General features: G+C 62.4%; 12 protein-coding genes. 7 read left to right on the top strand and 5 right to left on the bottom strand.

Annotated elements, in window-relative coordinates:
* The first annotated feature begins 31 nt into the window (after window positions 1-31).
* From mfd to I2C21_RS05485, 4 genes are all read left to right on the top strand, one after another.
* On the top strand, window positions 32-3,544 hold the full coding sequence (mfd, locus tag I2C21_RS05500; protein WP_195278751.1) for a transcription-repair coupling factor: 3,513 nt from the start codon (window positions 32-34) through the stop codon (window positions 3,542-3,544).
* Between the two features lie 81 nt (window positions 3,545-3,625).
* Complete coding sequence (locus I2C21_RS05495) at window positions 3,626-4,858, top strand: peptidylprolyl isomerase (protein ID WP_195278750.1); 1,233 nt, start codon at window positions 3,626-3,628, stop codon at window positions 4,856-4,858.
* 84 nt (window positions 4,859-4,942) lie between these two features.
* Complete coding sequence (locus I2C21_RS05490; RefSeq protein WP_195278749.1) at window positions 4,943-5,680, top strand: response regulator; 738 nt, start codon at window positions 4,943-4,945, stop codon at window positions 5,678-5,680.
* A 143-nt stretch (window positions 5,681-5,823) separates the two neighbouring features.
* Entirely contained in the window at window positions 5,824-8,472 is a 2,649-nt protein-coding gene (locus I2C21_RS05485; protein ID WP_195278748.1) for a calcium-translocating P-type ATPase, PMCA-type, read from the top strand.
* Between the two features lie 68 nt (window positions 8,473-8,540).
* On the opposite strand, the gene I2C21_RS05480 is transcribed toward I2C21_RS05485, so the two are convergent.
* The 5 genes from I2C21_RS05480 to I2C21_RS05455 all read right to left on the bottom strand — a co-directional run bounded on the left by I2C21_RS05480 (window position 8,541) and on the right by I2C21_RS05455 (window position 13,677).
* On the bottom strand, window positions 8,541-8,765 hold the full coding sequence (locus I2C21_RS05480) for a helix-turn-helix domain-containing protein (RefSeq protein ID WP_186963234.1): 225 nt from the start codon (window positions 8,763-8,765) through the stop codon (window positions 8,541-8,543).
* Window positions 8,766-9,226: 461 nt separating this feature from the next.
* Entirely contained in the window at window positions 9,227-9,940 is a 714-nt protein-coding gene (locus tag I2C21_RS05470) for a F420-0--gamma-glutamyl ligase (protein ID WP_186963236.1), read from the bottom strand.
* A gap of 162 nt (window positions 9,941-10,102) precedes the next feature.
* Window positions 10,103-11,899: an NADH-dependent [FeFe] hydrogenase, group A6 gene (locus tag I2C21_RS05465; protein ID WP_193535602.1), complete on the bottom strand. Its 1,797-nt coding sequence runs from the start codon at window positions 11,897-11,899 to the stop codon at window positions 10,103-10,105.
* Entirely contained in the window at window positions 11,896-13,161 is a 1,266-nt protein-coding gene (locus I2C21_RS05460) for a complex I 51 kDa subunit family protein (RefSeq protein ID WP_195278747.1), read from the bottom strand. The genes I2C21_RS05465 and I2C21_RS05460 overlap by 4 nt, the downstream gene beginning before the upstream one ends.
* Before the next feature lie 15 nt (window positions 13,162-13,176).
* Window positions 13,177-13,677, bottom strand: coding sequence for an NADH-quinone oxidoreductase subunit NuoE family protein (locus I2C21_RS05455; RefSeq protein WP_101692637.1), 501 nt, complete (start codon window positions 13,675-13,677; stop codon window positions 13,177-13,179).
* Window positions 13,678-14,007: 330 nt separating this feature from the next.
* Here I2C21_RS05455 and I2C21_RS05450 point away from each other — a divergent pair, with 330 nt between their 5' ends.
* Genes I2C21_RS05450 through I2C21_RS05440 form a run of 3 tightly spaced genes read left to right on the top strand, consistent with a single transcriptional unit; the run spans window position 14,008 to window position 17,769 of the window.
* Window positions 14,008-15,525, top strand: a complete 1,518-nt coding sequence (locus tag I2C21_RS05450; RefSeq protein ID WP_195278746.1) for a spore germination protein — start codon at window positions 14,008-14,010, stop codon at window positions 15,523-15,525.
* Window positions 15,522-16,688, top strand: coding sequence for a Ger(x)C family spore germination protein (locus tag I2C21_RS05445; protein ID WP_286167219.1), 1,167 nt, complete (start codon window positions 15,522-15,524; stop codon window positions 16,686-16,688). The genes I2C21_RS05450 and I2C21_RS05445 overlap by 4 nt, the downstream gene beginning before the upstream one ends.
* Window positions 16,675-17,769 (top strand): GerAB/ArcD/ProY family transporter, encoded by a 1,095-nt coding sequence (locus I2C21_RS05440; RefSeq protein ID WP_195278745.1) that lies wholly within the window; start codon window positions 16,675-16,677, stop codon window positions 17,767-17,769. The genes I2C21_RS05445 and I2C21_RS05440 overlap by 14 nt, the downstream gene beginning before the upstream one ends.
* Window positions 17,770-17,925 lie beyond the last annotated feature (156 nt).

Genomic DNA, 17,925 nt, shown 5'->3' with positions numbered 1-17,925 from the left:
TTCCATATTTTTCTAGAAAGGAGGGCACAGCATGCAGCTGCTGACCCAGGTCCTGCGGGAGCTGCCGGAGGTGCGCAAGCTCCTGGCGGCCATCGAGGAGGGGGGCTGCCCCGCGGCCTTCTCCGGCCTCTCCCCGGTGCTGCGGGCCTATATTGCCGCCGCCGTCCGGCGGGAGACCGGCCGGAGCGTGGTACTGCTCTGCGCCGACGAGACCGAGGGGGAGCGCCTCAGCCGGGACCTGAGGGCCCTGACCGGGGAGGAGGTGCGCCTGGTAGCGGCCCGGGAGTTTACCTTCCACCACGCCGCGGTGGTCTCTCGGCAATATGAGCACCGGCGCCTGGCCGCCTTCCACGCTCTGCTGGAGGGGAAGAGTCCCCTCACCGTGGTGACGGTGGAGGCCCTTCTCCAGCGCACCCTGCCCCCGGAGGCCCTGAGACGGGCCAGCCGCACCATCCGCCTGGGGGAGAGCTATGACCTCAACGAGCTGGCCGAGGCCCTCTCCGCCGCGGGCTATACCCGGGGACAGCAGGTGGAGGGCGTGGGCCAGTTTGCCCTGCGGGGCGGCATTCTGGACTTCTTCTCCCCGGCCCAGGAGCGGCCGGTCCGGGTGGAGTTCTTCGGCGACGAGGCCGACTCCATGGGTTATTTTGACGTCAACACCCAGCGCCGCACGGAAAACTGTGAGGAGGCCTGCTTCCTCCCGGCGGCCGAGGTGCTGCCCCAGCTCTCCCCCGGCGGGGCGGAGGGACTGAAGGAGCGCCTGACCGGGCTGCTCTCCCAGGTCCGCCGCCGGAAGGGGGACCAGGCCGCCCTCCTTCAGAATCTGGAGGAGGATCTGGAGCGGCTGACCCAGGAGACCTCCTTCCCGGCCCTGGACCGGTATCTGGCCCTGGTCTATCCGGAGATGGCCACCGCCGCCGACTACCTGCCCGAGGATGCGGTGGTGCTCTTCAGCGAGAGCCCCCGGGTGGTCGAGCGGGGGAAAAACTATCTCTGGCAGATGGGGGAGGACACAAACGCCCTGCTGGAAAACGGCACGCTGGCTGGGGAGTGCGCCCGCTTTACCCGCACCCTGGAGGAGCTCTATGCCCGCCTGTCCGACTGGCCGGTGGCCTATCTGGACTCTTTTGCCACGGGGCAGTACCCCATGAAGCCCCGCACCCTTCTGAACCTGCTGGCCAAGCAGCTCCCCTCCTACGGGACAAGCCTGGAGACGGCGGTCTCCGACCTCTCCCACTATCTGGATGAGGGATACCGGGCGGTGGTGCTGGTCTCCAGCCAGCAGCGGGCCGACAACCTCCAGGCCCTCCTGCGGGAGCGGGGGCTCCGGCCTGCGGTGGACTATGCCCTCCACGCTCTGCCCGAGTCGGGAAAGGCCACCATCGCCGTGGGCGGATTGTCGGCGGGCCTGGAATTCCCGGAGGCCCGCTTTGCCATCCTCACCGAGGGGAGCGCGGCCCCTGTCAAGAAAGCCCGGGCCAAGGCGGTCACTAATCGGGCCAAGCTCAGCTCCTATGCCGATCTCTCTCCCGGCGACCTGGTGGTCCACGAACACCACGGGGTGGGCCGCTATCAGGAGATGGTCAAGATGCAGGTGGACGGGGTGGAGAAGGACTACATCAAAATCGCCTATGCCGGGGCGGATGTACTCTATGTCCCCGCCACCCAGCTGGACCTGGTGAGCAAATACATTGGAGGCGGCGAGGACGCCCAGGAGAAGAAAAAACTCTCCAAGCTGGGGGGAAGCGACTGGGAAAAAGCCAAGACCCGGGCGAAAAAGGCGGTCAAGGACCTGGCCAAGGGCCTCATCCAGCTCTATGCCGAGCGGCAGCGCCAGCCGGGCTATGCCTTTTCTCCCGACTCCGAGTGGATGCGGGAGTTTGAGGAGCAGTTTGAGTACGCCGAGACCGACGACCAGCTCCGCTGCATCGAGGAGATCAAGCGGGACATGGAGACGGCCCGGCCCATGGACCGTCTGCTCTGCGGCGACGTGGGCTACGGCAAGACCGAGGTGGCCTTCCGGGCCATCATGAAGTGTGTGCTGGACGGCAAGCAGGCGGCCATCCTGGTGCCCACCACCGTTCTGGCCCGGCAGCACTTCCTCTCCGCCAAGCAGCGCTTTGCCCGGTATCCGGTGGACATCGACGTGGTCTCCCGCTTCCGCACCAGCGCCCAGATGAAGGAGACATTGCGCCGGGTGGAGCAGGGGGGCGTGGACCTGCTCATCGGAACCCACCGGCTCTTTCAGAAGGATGTGAAGTTCAAGGACCTGGGGCTCCTGGTCATCGACGAGGAGCAGCGCTTTGGCGTGGCCCACAAGGAGCGGCTCAAGGAGATCTCCAAGCAGGTGGATGTGCTCACCCTGTCGGCCACTCCCATTCCCCGGACCCTCAATATGGCCCTCTCGGGCATCCGGGATATGTCCACCCTGGAGCAGCCCCCCATGGACCGGCAGCCGGTGCAGACCTATGTGCTGGAGCACGACTGGGGAGTCCTGGCCGATGCCATGCGCCGGGAGCTGGAGCGGGGCGGCCAGATTTACTACCTCCACAACCGGGTGGAGACCATCACCCGCACGGCCGCCCGTATCAAGGAGATGCTGGGAGGCGAGGTGTCCGTGGGGGTGGCCCACGGCAAGATGTCCCAGGAGGAGCTCAACGACGTCATGAAGCGCATGAGCGACGGCGAGGTGGATATCCTGGTGTGCACCACCATCATTGAGACCGGCATCGACATCGCCAATGCCAACACCCTCATCATTGAGGACGCCGACCACATGGGCCTGGCCCAGCTCCACCAGATCCGCGGCCGGGTGGGCCGCTCCAGCCGCCGGGCCTATGCCTATCTGACCTTCCGGAAGGGAAAGGTGCTCAGCGAGGTGGCCTCCAAACGGCTGGGCGCCATCCGGGAGTTTGCGGAGTTCGGCTCGGGCTTCAAGATCGCCATGCGGGATCTGGAGATCCGGGGCGCGGGCAACGTGCTGGGCCCCGAGCAGAGCGGCTTCATGCTCAGCGTAGGCTACGACCTCTACCTCAAGCTCCTGGAGGAGGCGGTGCTGGAGGAGCGGGGAGAGCCCGTGCCCCGCAACACCGAGTGCTCCGCCGACCTCACGGTGGCGGCCTCCATCCCCGACCGGTATGTGCCCAGTCCTGAGCAGCGGATGGACCTCTACCGGCGCATTGCCGCCATCCGCAGCGAGGAGGACGCCGACGATCTGACCGATGAGCTCATCGACCGCTATGGCGATCCCCCGCGGACGGTGAACAACCTCATCGCCGTGGCTCTCATGCGCGCCGACGCCGCCCGAAACGGCATTTTGGAGATCAATCAGAAGGGGACCAACCTCCATTTTTACCTCAGCGACTTCCAGCTGGAGCGGATCTCCACTCTCTGCGCCGAGCGGAAATACCAGGGGCGGCTGGTGGTGGTGCCCGGGGAGCGGCCCTGCATCGCCCTGCGCCTGAAAAAGGGAGAGGATGCCCTCAAGTGGAGCCGAAAGCTGGTGGAGGACTACTCCGCCACCGCCCCTGCCGTGGCGGAGTGACGGAGCGGGCGCGCCCTTTTCCGGTTGTGCTCGACGGACATCGGTGGTATAGTGTAACAAGCAAATAAAAGGAGGATATCCATGGATCGAATGAAACGAGGGCTGGGCGTGTTCCTGGCCGGCGCGGTGCTGACCGGCGCCCTTGCTGGCTGTGAGAGCAAGCCTGCGGCCGATGATGTGACCTACCAGCTGACCGGGATCGCGCGGGACGCTGTTTTGCTCAAGGTGGATGGCCAGCCGGTGACGGCGGAGGAGTACTTCTTCCAGCTGGGACAGGACATCGGCTATATGGAGCAGCTGGGGGCCCTCTCCGGAGAGGATGCCTGGGAACAGGAGATCAGCGATGGAAAGACCCTCTCCCAGTATGTGAAGGAAGATGCCCTACAGCTGGTGAAATACTACTCGGTCATCGAGAGCAAGGCCAAGGAGTACGGCGTCACAGTCACGGACGAGCAGAAGAGCGAGCTGGACACCCAGTTTGAGCAGCTGGAGGAGAGCCTGAAGGAACAGGGCGGCACCCTCCAGATGGCAGTGGACGCCCAGGGCATTTCCCAGGATGGCTTCCGCAGCTTTATGGAGCAGAGCAGCTATCTGGTCCAGAATCTCTATGAGAAGCTGAGTGAGGAGGGCGGCCCCCTGGTCCCCACCGACGAGGACATGGATGCCTATCTGGAAGAGGAGGGGATCTACCGGGTCAAGCACATTCTCCTCTCCACCCGGCATGAGAACGAGGACGGCACCTACACCGCCTTTTCTGAGGCGGAGGAGGCCCAGGTAAAGGCTGAGGCCGACGACCTGACGGCCGAGATCCGGGCTGCGTCCGATCCCCAGGCCCTCTTTGACGAGAAGATGAACGCCCGCAGCGACGACGGACGGGATGCCGACGGCAACCTCTACTCTCCGGACGGGTACACCGCTACGCCCGGCCAGATGGTGCAGGAGTTTGAGACGGCTGCCCTGGCGCTGGACGTGGGAGAGATCAGCGATCCGGTCAAGAGCGAGTTCGGCTACCACATCATCCTGCGGTTGGATGCCGATACCGACGAGACCCGGGCCTCCTATCCCCAGTACCGCTTCAGCCAGCTGACGGAGGAGTGGATGCAGGATGTCCAGGTGGAACTGACCGACGCCTATGAGAGCATCGATCCCAAGGATTACTACACAAAGCTGACCGCCCATGCGCAGGAAATCCAGGCCCAGGTAGAGGCCAACCAGCAGGCCACCGCCAGCCCCGCGCCCACCGGAAGTGCCGCGCCGGAGCCCACGGCCAGCCCTGCAGCCAGTCCTGCGCCCAGCGCATCGGCCCAGCCCTAAGCAGGGGGAGACCGAACCGCCCGTCGCCGGCTGAGCGCGGCGGCGTCCCCCTGGGGAGCCGGAGGAGGAACAGGAGGAGAGACCATGGAGACGCGGGTGCGCACGCTGGTGGTGGAAGATGACCGCGCCACCCGCATGCTGCTGGAGGACTGGGTGAGGACCCGGCCCGAACTGGAGCTGTGTCCCTGGTCTGCCGCCGACGGGGAGGAAGGGATGCGCCTGATCCGGGACTGGCAGCCGCAGCTGGTGCTGCTGGATCTCATCATGCCCCAGTGCAGCGGGATCTCCCTTCTGCGGGAACTGGAGCGGGACCCGCCTCCGGTGCGGCCCCGCATCCTGGTCCTCTCCAAGGTGGGCAGTGAGCTCATTGTGGACCAGGTATTGTCCATGGGAGTGGACTTTTATCTGCGGAAACCGGTCAATTTGAGTGAGCTGGGGAACCTGGTGGATCTTTTGATCTGCCGCATTCCCCAGCAGGAGCCCGTTCTCCGGGGCCAGGCCTGGGAGATCCTCGCGGAAATGGGGGCGCAGAGTGAGTGGAAGGGCAGTCTCTGCGCCGCGCTGGCGGCCGAATGTCTGGCCGGTCATATTGGAGAGCGGCTCATGAAGGAGCTCTACTATGCGGCCATCCGGGAGAGTGGAGGCACCTATCAGAGCGTGGACAAAAATATCCGCGATCTGGTACACCAGCTCCACCAGAAGGGAGCGGCTTCCTATCAGCGCATCGTGAAGAGCGATACCCGCCCCTCCAACCGGGCCTTTCTCCAGGCGGTAGCCCGGGAGATCGAGCGCCGGACCGGCTTGAAATCATCTGAATCCTGACTCCGCGGGAGAGATCTTACATCTCTCCCGCGGAGTTTTTTTGCCTTGCGCCAGGATTCCCTTGCAATCGGACTTACGTCCCGGGTATGGTTATAGTCCAGAGTACTGGAAAAAAGTGGACGTGCAAAGGAGCGGAGGAAATCATGAGCGGATGGCACAGTCAAAGTGTCCGGGAGGTCCTGGACGGCCTGGGAACCGACGGACAGAAGGGGTTGACCCGGCAGGAGGCGGCACAGCGGCTGGAGCGGTACGGCCCCAATACCCTGGAGCAGGGAAAGCGACGGAGCATGGCCCTGCGCCTGCTGGACCAGCTCCGGGACCCCATGATCCTGGTGCTGCTGGGTGCGGCCGGGCTCTCCCTTTTGGTGAGCGGCGGAGAGGACTGGCTGGATGCCGCCATTATTTTGCTGATCGTGGTGGTAAACGCCGCCATCTCGATTTCTCAGGAGGACGGAGCGCAGCGCGCCCTGGAGGCCCTGCGCCGGATGTCGGCCCCCAAGGCCAAGGTAATCCGGGAGGGCGCGGTGGTGCTGGTCCCAGCGGAGGAGCTGGTCCCGGGGGATCTGGTGGTGCTGGAGGCTGGGGATCTGGTCCCGGCGGACGGGCGTATCCTGGAGAGTACGGCCCTGCGCTGTGACGAGAGCGCCATGACGGGAGAGTCGGTCCCGGTCTCCAAAGGCGCCGGGGAGGTGCTGGGGGAGGATACGCCTCTGGCCGACCGGAGCAACATGGTGGTGGGGGCCACGGTGGTAACGGCGGGACATGCCCTGTGCGCCGTGACCGCCACCGGGATGGACAGTGAGGTGGGCCGTATCGCAGGGATGCTGCTTCTCCAGGAGCGGGGGGAGACCCCGTTGCAGAAAAAAATGGCCGAGGTCTCGGGGACCCTCTCCTTTGTGTGCCTTTGCGTGTGCGGCGTCATGTTTGGGGTGGGTCTCCTCTTTCACAAGCCGGTCTTTGAGATGTTTATGACGGCGGTCTCCCTGGCCGTGGCCGCCATTCCGGAGGGGTTGCCCGCCATTGTGACCATTGTTCTGGCCATGGGCGTGCAGCGGATGGTGAACCGCCATGCCATCGTCAAGCGTCTGCCGGCAGTGGAGACCCTGGGGTGCGCCGGGGTCATCTGCTCCGATAAGACGGGCACCCTGACCCAGAATCGGATGAAAGTGGTGGATCTGTGGACCCTGCGCCCGGGGCAGCGAAAGCTGGCGCTGGAGATCGGGGCGCTGTGCAGCGACGTCCACGTGGAACGCGGCAGCCGGGGGGAGACGATATATACCGGCGACCCCACAGAGATTGCCCTGGTGGAGCTGGCCCTGGTGGAGGGCGTGGACAAAAATGTGTGGGAAGAGACCCGGCCGCGCCGGGGGGAGGTCCCCTTTGACTCGGAGCGGAAGCTGATGAGCACCGTGCATGCCCGGCCGGAGGGGGGCTTCCGGGTACTGGTGAAGGGCGCGCCCGATGTACTGCTGCGGCGGTGCAGGATCGGGGGCGAGGAGAAGCAGCGCATCCTCTCGGCCAACGAGGGAATGGCCCGGCGGGCCCTGCGGGTGCTGGGACTGGCCTACCGGGATCTGGAACTGATGCCTCGGGAGTGCTCCAGCGCAGTGCTGGAACAGGGATTGACCTTTGTGGGGCTGGCGGGGATGATGGACCCACCCCGGGCCGAGGTGAAAGAGGCGGTGGGCCGCTGCTACCGCGCGGGCATCCGGCCGGTCATGATTACGGGGGACCACAAGCTCACCGCCGTGGCGGTGGCCAAAGAGCTGGACATCTTCCAGCCGGGGGACCTGGCCCTGACGGGAGAGGACCTGGATTTCATGCCCCAGGAGATGCTGGAATCCGATGTGGAGCAGTTTTCGGTCTTTGCCCGGGTCTCCCCGGAGCACAAAATGCGCATCGTCAAGGCCTGGCAGAAGCGGGGAAAGGTGGTGGCCATGACCGGGGACGGCGTCAACGATGCCCCGGCTCTCAAGGCGGCTGACATTGGCTGTGCCATGGGGGTGACCGGGACCGACGTGGCCAAGGGCGCGGCGGATATGATCCTCACGGACGACAACTTTGCCACCATTGTGGCGGCGGTGGAAGAGGGGCGGGGGATCTACGCCAACATCAAGAAGGCCATCCACTACCTGCTCTCCTGCAACATTGGAGAGATCCTGACCATTTTTCTGGCCACTCTCTTTCAGTTCCGGCAAATGCCTCTGTTGCCGGTGCAGCTTCTGTGGCTCAATCTGGTGACCGACGCCCTGCCTGCTCTGGCGCTGGGGGTAGAGCCGGTGGAGGAGGGGATGATGGACCGCAAGCCCCGGGATGCCCATGCCTCCCTCTTTGACCGGGCCTTTTCCTTCCGCCTGGCCTGGCAGGGGGCCATGGTGGGACTGCTCACCCTGACAGCCTATTTCCTGGGGGAGTATGTGCTCTCCGACCCGCTGACGGCGTCGGCCACCGCCAATACCATGGCCTTCGCCACGCTGACCTTCTGCCAGCTCTTCCATGCCTTTGATGTACGCAGTGAGACCGAGTCCCTGTTTCACATCGGCCTGTTCTCCAATCCCTCCATGAATAAGGCCTTTCTGGTGGGGGCGCTGATGCAGCTGGCGGTATTGTGTATGCCGCCCCTTCAGATGATTTTCAAGACCGTGCCCCTGGGGGTGACGGAGTGGGCTGCGGTCCTGGCCCTGGCCCTGACCCCTCTGGTGGTATGCGAGCTGACCAAGGCCCTGCGGCGGAGAAAAAGAGGTGAGGGGAAAAAGCCCAAGGAGGAGAAAGTGCTGGTGAGGAAGGGATAAGCCGCCCCGAGCCAAGCCTTTCTTTTGCTGAAACATAAAAAAGCCCTGGCCAGAGCGGCCAGGGCTTTTTAGGATTCTTTTGTGCGGGGATAGGGAGCCTCCACATCGGTGAGACCGGCCAGGTAGTCCATACTGGTATCCAATGCCAAGGCCAGTCGGCGGCACTGTTCAAAGGTAAAATACCGGCGGCCATTTTCCAGTTTAGAATAGTCGCTCTGGTCAATACCGGTCAGATGGTACATTTTGATCTGGGTATATCCCCGCTTTTTGCGGAGTTCTTTCAGTCGGGACATGGTACATCACCCAAGCTTATTATGGGTGAATTGACCTATTGAAATTAGGGTGATTTTGACCTATAATGCGGTAAAAGAGGTGATTTCAATGTGTGAGCAGGGGAACGAAGAAAATATCATACCATTAGTGTTAGCAGAACAGGCCGTTGGTCAGCTGGTATTAAAATGGATGGGCCAGGAAGCGAGAGAACGAGTGATATACCACTTAGGCTGCAATAGGGCGGTTCACGCACTGGAAGAGATCCGACAAGTTCTTGAAAATATGGATATAGATGATCCGACTTGTTTTCGTAGGATAGAAGAAATTATAGGAATCTTTTTTGACCATGGCCTTCCGACACGCAGACATGAGGAGTTTGAATAGTTGGGGGCGGAACTGCTTTTGATAAGGTGAACATGCGTAAGAAAAAAGACCCCGCCAGATAGGAGGCGCAGCTCCTATCTCAGGCGGGATCTTGTATTTATTTAGCCTGCTCCTCCGGCAGGGGACGGATGAGGACGAAGGGGGTCAGCTGGCGGTCCTGGCCGGCGGGATTGTCCCGGATCAGGTCCAGCAGAGCTTCATCGCTCTCCTTGAGCTGGGAGCAGTGGCCCAGCATCTCCACGTTGAGGTCGTTGGCGTCCACGATCATGGAGAGGATGCCGGTCTTTTCAAAGATCTCGTCGCAGACTCCGGCGGGATTTTCGGGGATGCGCACACCCATATGTTCATACTCGGGGATGTCCTCGCCGTAGAAGCCGTCCAGACCGGAGACCTCCAGACCGGCGATCCGGTAGAAGGTGCCCCGGACACCGCGGAGCTTATCGATGGCGGCCCGGAAAGCGGCCCACAGGATCTTGGGCAGACCGCAGACATTGATGGCAAACTGCATCTTGATGGGCAGACCCATGCCGGGACCGGCGGAGGTCTGATGGACGAAGCGGGAGAGCACTTTGGCCCAAAAGCCGGGCTTGAGCTCCTCCTCGGTGACCACCCGCTTCTGGCAGATGGCAATGACCTTTTCGCTCATGGAGAGGATGTCCCCCTCCTGATAGACGGGCTTGACATACCGCTCCATCAGGTCGATATAGCTCTCTCCCACCGTGACAAAATGGGTGGCGATGGCATGGCGGGCCCAGGTCTTGCCCATGGCCTGGATGGTGACGCTTTTTCCTTCGTTGGCATGGAATTCCATGAACGTTCCTCTTTTCACAGATATATAGTATCGGGCGGCCGCAGGGGCCGCGGCGGGTTTTCGGCAGACATTATTATAACCAGTCCCCCTCCAAAAGGCAACGGCGGAGGAGGGAATTTCAGAAAAATCCCCCGGAAGCCGCGGCTTCCGGGGGATTTTTGATTACTTTTTCGCCGAGTCAGGGAGGAACTTCCGGTACTTCTCAATGTAGGGAGAGAAGTCATAGCGCTTGGGCCGGGGGAAATACTCCGTGTGGAGCAGCTCGTGGGCCTTGTGGCTGAGCGGATGATCGAAGAACTCCTGATAAATGGTCTGGATATCGGGGTTCTCGTGGCTCTTGCGCAGAGGCAGGCTCTTGTCCAGATCATAGAGGGCCTTGATGCGGGCCTTGCGCTTTTCGTTGTTGGTGCCAATGGGCTGTCCGCCGCCGCCGATACAGCCGCCGGGACAGGCCATGATCTCGACGAAGAGATAGTCGGCCTCGCCGCTCTGGATCCGGCGGATGACCTCCTCGGCGTTCTTCAGGCCGTTGACCACGGCCACCTTGAGGGGCGTGCCGTCCAGATCGATGGTGGCCTCCTTGATGCCGCCCACCTCGCCGCGGACTTCCTCGAACTCCAGGCGGGGCAGTTCCTTCTTGGTGTAGAGCTCATAGGCGGTACGCAGAGCGGCCTCCATGACGCCGCCGGTGGCGCCGAAGATGGCGCCTGCGCCGGAGCCGGTGCCCAGGGGAGAGTCAAAGTCGCTCTCGGGCAGGTTCACCGGGTTGAGACCCTCGTAGCGGATGAGCTTGGCCAGCTCGCGGGTGGTCAGGACCACGTCCACGTCCTGATAGCCGTCCCGGCCCAGTTCGGGACGGGTGGCCTCGAACTTCTTGGCGGTACAGGGCATGACCGAGACCGAGAAGATGTCCTTGGGATCCCAGCCCATGCGCTGGGCATAATAGGTCTTGAGGACCGCGCCGAACATGCCCTGGGGGCTCTTGGCGGTGGAGAGGTTGCCGATGAGCTCGGGGTGATGCTTCTCCATGAAGTTGACCCAGCCGGGGGAGCAGGAGGTGATCATGGGCAGACGGCCGCCCTTCTGGATGCGCTCCAGGAGCTCGGAGCCCTCCTCCATGATGGTGAGGTCGGCGGTGAAGTTGGTGTCAAAGACCTTCTCAAAGCCCATCATCTTGAGGGCGGTGACCATCTTGCCGGTGACCAGCGCGCCGGGCTCCAGCCCGAAGTCGTCGCCCAGGGCCACGCGGACCGAGGGAGCGATCTGCACCACCACGTGCTTGTTGGAGTCGTGGAGGGCGTGGCGGACATGGCTGGTGTGATCCACCTCGGTGAGGGCGCCCACGGGGCAGACCAGGGTACACTGGCCGCACAGGACGCAGTCGGTCTCGTTCATGGGCAGGTCAAAGGCGGTGGTGACCTTGCAGTCCGCGCTGCGTCCGGTGAAGGAGAGGGCACCGATGCCCTGGACCTCGGAGCAGACCTTCACGCAGCGGCCGCACTTGACGCACTTGGAGGGGTCGCGCACGATGGAGGGGTTATCCAGACGGGGGCGCTCCTGGGAGGAGACGTCGGGCAGGTCGGGCTTCAGACGGTTGAAGCGGCGGCACAGATTCTGCAGGTCGCAGTTATTGTTGCGGGCGCAGGCCAGGCAGTCCTGCCGGTGATCGGCCAGGATCAGGTCCAGCACGCCGACCTGGGCGTCGTAGACCCGCTTGGAGTCGGTCACGACCTCCATGCCCTCCCACACCAGGGTGGAGCAGGCGGCCAGCAGCTTGCGCTGACCGGTGACCTCCACCATACACATACGGCAGTGGGCCTTGATGGACTGGTCGGGATGATAGCAGAGGTGGGGGATATCGATGCCGATGCTCTGGGCCGCCTCGATGATCCGGGTCCCGGCGGGAACCTCCACGGGCATATGATTGATGGTCAGATGGATCATTTTGGTCTCGCTCATCTGACAGCCACCTCCTTCTTAACGGCAAATACTTCGGGGAAGCGCTTCATGGCGGAGAGGAGAGCGGACTGCGCCGTCTCGCCCAGGCCGCACATGGACGCGGTGGACATGATGTTGGCGTATTTCTCCATGAGCTTGATGTCTTCTTCGGTGTGGGTGCCCGCGGCGATCTTGTCCAGGAAGCGGGCGATGTGGCGGTTGCCCTCCCGGCAGGGGGTGCACTGGCCGCAGGACTCATGGGAGAAGAACTGCTGGGTCATGCGCAGGAAGCCGATGACGCTGGTGCGCTCATCCACCACCAGGATGGCACCCGAGCCGATGGCGGTGAGGTCGGCACCCTTCATGCCCTTGTAGGTGTACTGGGTATCCAGCTGGGCCGGAGAGGCCAGCCGGCCGGAAGCGCCGCCCAGCTGGACCAGCTGGAGCTGATGGCCGTCCTCGATGCCGCCGGCCAGGTCATAGATGATCTCCCGCAGGGTGATGCCGAAGGGAACCTCGAACACACCGGGATTCTTGACGTTTCCGCAGACCGAGATGAGCTTGGTGCCGGGGCAGTCGGGCGTGCCCTGGCTCTTGTAGAAACCGTCCTTGTCCAGCAGCAGCGGGGGCACCAGGGAGAGGGATTCCACGTTGTTCACGCAGGTGGGCAGGTGGAAAGCGCCGCACTGCTTGATGAAGGGGGGCTTCATGCGGGGACGGCCCGAGTGGCCCTCCAGGGATTCGCACAGGGCGCTGCCCTCGCCGCAGACATAGGCGCCGGCGCCCGAGTAGAGGTGGATGTGATAATGAAAGCCCTCGTGGCCCAGAATGTTCTCGCCCAGGTAACCGGCCTTCTCACACTGCTCGATGGCGGAGAGCAGCTGGGGACGCAGATGGGAGTACTCCTCCCGCATGTAGATGTAGCCGTTATCGGCGCCCACCGCCCAGCCGGCGATGATCATGCCCTCCAGCAGCTGGAAGGGGTCCTTGGAGAGGAGCTCGCGGTCCTTGAAGGTGCCCGGCTCGCCCTCGTCGGCGTTACAGACCACGCACTTGTGGGGGGCCTGCACCGCCCGGGCCTGGGACCACTTGCGTCCCATGTCGTAGGCCGCGCCGCCGCGCCCCTGGACGCCGTTGTCCGCCAGAAGCTGGGCGACGGCGTCCCCGTCCATATCCAGCGCCTTGCGCAGGGCGGTAAAGCCGCCGATGAACTCATAGGACGCCAGGCTGGAGGGGTTATACTTCCCGAAATTCCGAGTGATGAAAGAGACAGTCTTACTCATGCCTTCACGCCTCCCTTAATCAAGCTGGCGGAGCATATCCATGATACGCTCCTCGCTGTCCAGATGGCCGTAGACCACGCCGTTGACCCGCACCGCAGGGGAGACGTCGCACGCGCCGAAGCAGGGGACCTTTTCAATGGAGAAACGGCCGTCATAGGTGACCTCTCCCACCTCGAGATTCAAAAGCCGCTTGAGGGTCTCACACAGTGCGTCGCTGTCCTTGACCCGGCAGGGGGCACTGTCGCACACCTGAAGGGTGTACTTGGCCCGGGGCTGATCGTGCAGGGCGGTATAGAAGGAAATGACATCGTAGACCTGCGTGGGAGGAATGGACAGCCGCTCGGCCAGATAGTAGGCGGCGGGCTCGGGGATATAGTGCCGCTCCACACCGGCCTCCAGGTCCAGCAGGATCCCGACCAGCTGAGTGGGATCTCCGTTATGACGGGCGATGACATCGTCCACCAGGGCCACCAGTTCGGGTGTAAGCTCATTTAATTTCTGTGCAAAGGGCTTCATGCAGGGGCCTCCTTTTTAAACCCGCACTGGGCTGTACGGGTGAGTTTAAAAAACAGAAACTGCGGTATAAAGTTTATAAAAAGTGGTACAAACAGAAAAAAAGATGGCATACAGCCATAAAAAGTGCCGACTTGGAATTTATGATTCAATTTTATACTCATCATTCTAAATTTGCAAGTACAAAAATACTTAGGACAGTATATATGGAGAAACAGACAAAAACACCGGGCTAAACATAGATAATATGACGAATTAGCGTGGTATAAAAAGGGAAGGGTATGGGCAGAATGAAACCGATCCATGGCTGGATGATATGGGGGAGGGAGCGCTATGTGGGATCGAAAGAAGCGGGAAGAGGCCGTGCCGCCGCATCCGAGAAAGGAGCCAAGGCTGGAGGGATCGCTTACCCTGGAGCGGATCCGGGAAGTCTTCCGGGACTGCGCGGACTTTTCGGTGCGGGAGGTGGAGCGGCCGGGGGGCAGCGGAGAAAAGTTGGTGCTCTGTTCCATTATGGGAATGGTAAAGCTGGAGCGGGTCAGCGACTATATCCTGCGCCCCTTGGCCCAGGATGATGCGCTCCGGCAGCTGGACAACCGGGCGGCCTACCGCCGAATGGCGGAGGGCGCCCTTTACAATCTGTTGGTGACCGAGCGGACCACGGTGGACCAGGTGGCCTATGATCTGGTGAGCGGATGGTGCATTCTGTTTTGCCCGGGGGAGAGTACCGCGCTCTCTCTCTTTGTGGCCACCGAGGACAAGCGCGCCGTGGGCCCGCCGGTCAACGAGACGGTGCTCAAGGGCGCGAGAGACGGCTTTGTGGAGAGCCTGCGCACCAATACCAGCCTGGTGCGCCGCCACATCAAGGCGCCCGAGCTCAAGATCCGAGAGCAGATCGTGGGACGGCAGTCCCTGACCAGCGTGGACATTGTTTGGCTGGACGGGATCGCCGATCCGGAGACCGTGGCAGAGGTGGAACGGCGAATGGCCCGGATCGACATAGATGCCGTGCTCTCCTCGGGAAATCTGGAGGAATATCTGGTGGATGATGTTGCCACCGCCTTCCCGCTGATCCAATATACAGAGCGGCCCGACCGCTTTTCCGGCGGCCTGGCGGAAGGCCGGGTGGGTATCTTAGTGGACGGCCTGCCCTTTGGTTACCTGGCCCCCGGCACGGTGAGCAGCTTTCTGCGGGCGGGACAGGATAAATCCAACAACTGGCTGCTGGCCTCTGTGCTGACGCTGCTGCGCTATCTGTGCGTCCTGGTGACGCTACTTCTGCCCGCCCTCTATATTGCCATGGCGACCTTCCATCAGGAGATGATCCCAACACGTCTGGCCCTGTCCATGATCGCGGCCAAGCAGGATGTGCCCTTTCAGACGGTATTTGAGGTGCTCATCATGCTTATTGCATTTGAGATCTTGCAGGAGGCCGGGCTGCGGCTCCCCCAGTCCATCGGACAGACGGTATCCATCATCGGCGGTCTGGTGGTGGGTCAGGCGGCGGTAGAGGCCAAGATCGTCTCGCCTGCCGTCCTCATTGCAGTGGCCATCGCGGGCATCGCGGGCTATACCATGCCCAGCCAGGAGGTGGCGGGCGCGCTGCGGATGTGGCGTTTCCTGCTGGCGGTTCTGGCCAGTGCGGCCGGACTCTTCGGCGTAGTGGGGGGGGCGGCGCTGCTGGTCTATCACCTGGCCAAGATAGAGAGCTTCGGCGTGCCCTATCTGGCGCCATTTGCGGGCGGAGCCGGCCTGGGCGGAACGGCACGGGCCGTGGTGCGTGCCCCGCTGCCCTGGCAGAAGCTGCGGGAGCGGATACTGAAAACCCCGAACAGGAGAAAGCAGCGATGAAACAGGTAAAACGAATGGGGTGTCTTGCGGCCGGTGCGGCCCTGCTGTTGGGGCTGAGCGGGTGCAAGGAGACCTTTGATTTTCTGCCCTACTCCAGAGAGTTGGAGAATATGGCACTCATGCGGACCATGGGTGTGGATGCCGGAGAGGGAGAGAGTATCTCTGTGACGGTATCCAGCGGAGAACAGAGCAAGGGCAGCGGAGAGGGCAACAGCAGCGCGGTGGTCCTGCAGGAAGAGGCCGAGACCATCAGCGGAGCCTGCCTGTCCATGCAGGGCAGGGGAGTATCCTATGTTTTTTACGGGCACGTGGGCCAGCTGCTGCTGGGAGAAGAACTTGCCCGCGCAGGAGTGGACACCTCTCTGGACTATGTACTGCGGGATATTGAGATGCGCCTGCAGACCAATGTTTATCTGGTGCGGGGCGCCCGGGCGGGGGAGGCCATTCAGGCGGCCGCAGAGACCGGGTCGGCCACCCGGCGTCTGGAGGCTATGGAAAATGACGCGGGGCTCCTGTCTCACTCCATGTCCCGGAGTGTGGAGGACGCGCTTCAGGATTTGGAGGAGACAGGATGTACCTTTCTGCCCTCCCTTCGTCTGGAGGGGGAGGAGCGAACCATGGCCGCCGACGGATATGGTCTCATTCAATATGGTCAGCTGGTCGACTGGGTGGACGGCGATGGGGCGAAAGGCGTGAACCTTCTCATGGGAGAGGTGGATGCCGATGTGCTGGAGCTGGACCTGCCCGAGCTGGGGAAGGTGGCCCTGCGGATTGTAGGGGCCAAGAGCCGGGTGGAGCCGGTGGTGCAAGACGGGAGAGTGACCGGGCTGACGGTGACCTGCCGGGTGGACGCCAACCTGGCGGAGGGCGCCGGAGAAGTCAATCTGGCTCAGGAAGAGATCCGCAGACAGCTGGAGGAGGCCCTGGAGCAGCGCAGCCGCAGCCGGTTGGAACAGGCGCTGGAATATTGCCGGACCTGGAATGCAGATTTCTTTCAGCTGGAAAACCGAGCGGGGCGGTCGGCCCCCTGGCAGAAAGAGATGCTGAAAAAGGAGTGGGAGCCGTCCATGCCGATCGAAGTTCGGGTGGAAGGGACCCTGCGCCGGGGCTATGATGTGGGAAACGAGTTTACCATGAGGGGGAACACCAATGAAGACCGATAATATTTCCATGCGGCAGGTATTGTCACTGCTCAGCGCGGCGCTGCTCTCTCCTCTGATCCTGCTTCTTCCGGGGGAGACTGTGGCAGTGGGAGGACGGGCGGGATGGCTCTCTGCGCTGGCAGCGCTGCCTGTGGCTCTCCTGGTGGGATGGGCATTCCGCAGATTGCTGGGGGCGGCCCCGGCGGGGACGGGACTGGCCGGTGCACTGGAGCTGGCCTTTGGACGGTGGGGCGGCCGGGTGGTCACACTGGTCTATCTGGTGTGGGGGTTGCTGCTGCTGGGGTGGAATACCCGCTGGTGCGCCTTTCGCTTTCTGGCCACTACGTACCGCAATGCGCCGCTCAAACTGTTCTTTTTTATTCTGTTGGGTGTGACCTTGTGGATCGGGCGGGGAAAACGTGTGGCCTTCCTGCGCGCGGCAGAGGTATTTGCACTGGCATTGGGCATTGCCCTGGTGCTGGCACTGGGCCTGGGGACCCTTAAGACAGAATGGGGAAACATTGCCCCCATTTGGATTGAAGATCTGCCCGGGGCCGTATGGGGGGCGCTTCCGGTGCTGGGGCTGCTGGGCTATGGCGTATATGCCGCCTTTCTGGGCGGGCATATGGCGGGACGGCCGGAAAACGGGAGGCAGCTCACGCGCTGGATCTGGGGAGCAGGGATCCTGTTGGCGGTGTTCCAGCTGGTGTGTATTGCGACCTTTGGCCCGGATCTGATCGAACGAATGGATATCCCCTTTTTTATGATGGTAAAGGATGTACGGGTGCCCGGAGCCTTTGAGCGGGTGGAATCCCTGGTGATGGCGCTGTGGGTACTGGCTGACCTTGCGCTGTTGGGAATGCTGTTTTTTGGCTGCCGGAGTGTTCTGGAACATTGGAATGGTGGAGCGTACCGGGAGTGGATGCCTTGGGTGATTGCCGGAGCAGCCATGGCAGCTGGACTATGGACGGTACCGGATGCCTTTCGGTTGAACTGGTTGATGGAAAAGGCGGTCACAGTGGGGAATGTGTGTGTGGGTATCCTGCTCCCTGTCATTGGGGCAATTATCCTGTATATAAAAGAAATAAGGCGGACAAAATAACATCATAGAAATGGAAGCCAGACCCACTGCAAAGAAAAAGTGAAGAAAAGTGAAAAAAGGTGTTGACAAAAGTGGTGCGGGGGTGGTATTCTATCTGAGCGCCTCACGAGAGGGCACCGAAACAAGTCGAAAAGTGAGAAGAAACCGAGCGGAAGC

Source organism: Clostridium sp. J1101437_171009_A5 (assembly GCF_015547905.1).
GTDB classification, from domain to species: Bacteria; Bacillota; Clostridia; order Oscillospirales; family Oscillospiraceae; genus Pseudoflavonifractor_A; species Pseudoflavonifractor_A gallinarum.
The sequence above is the reverse complement of the archived record's forward strand: the minus strand, read 5'-3'. Positions and strand labels throughout refer to the sequence as shown.

Coding starts and splice junctions, on each gene's coding strand:
- I2C21_RS05490 (WP_195278749.1), top strand. CDS start 4,943: ATGGAGACGCGGGTGCGCACGCTGGTGGTGGAAGATGACCGCGCCACC.
- I2C21_RS05470 (WP_186963236.1), bottom strand. CDS start 9,940: ATGGAATTCCATGCCAACGAAGGAAAAAGCGTCACCATCCAGGCCATG.
- I2C21_RS05440 (WP_195278745.1), top strand. CDS start 16,675: ATGAAGACCGATAATATTTCCATGCGGCAGGTATTGTCACTGCTCAGC.
- I2C21_RS05485 (WP_195278748.1), top strand. CDS start 5,824: ATGAGCGGATGGCACAGTCAAAGTGTCCGGGAGGTCCTGGACGGCCTG.
- I2C21_RS05465 (WP_193535602.1), bottom strand. CDS start 11,899: ATGAGCGAGACCAAAATGATCCATCTGACCATCAATCATATGCCCGTG.
- mfd (WP_195278751.1), top strand. CDS start 32: ATGCAGCTGCTGACCCAGGTCCTGCGGGAGCTGCCGGAGGTGCGCAAG.
- I2C21_RS05450 (WP_195278746.1), top strand. CDS start 14,008: ATGTGGGATCGAAAGAAGCGGGAAGAGGCCGTGCCGCCGCATCCGAGA.
- I2C21_RS05455 (WP_101692637.1), bottom strand. CDS start 13,677: ATGAAGCCCTTTGCACAGAAATTAAATGAGCTTACACCCGAACTGGTG.
- I2C21_RS05480 (WP_186963234.1), bottom strand. CDS start 8,765: ATGTCCCGACTGAAAGAACTCCGCAAAAAGCGGGGATATACCCAGATC.
- I2C21_RS05445 (WP_286167219.1), top strand. CDS start 15,522: ATGAAACAGGTAAAACGAATGGGGTGTCTTGCGGCCGGTGCGGCCCTG.
- I2C21_RS05495 (WP_195278750.1), top strand. CDS start 3,626: ATGGATCGAATGAAACGAGGGCTGGGCGTGTTCCTGGCCGGCGCGGTG.
- I2C21_RS05460 (WP_195278747.1), bottom strand. CDS start 13,161: ATGAGTAAGACTGTCTCTTTCATCACTCGGAATTTCGGGAAGTATAAC.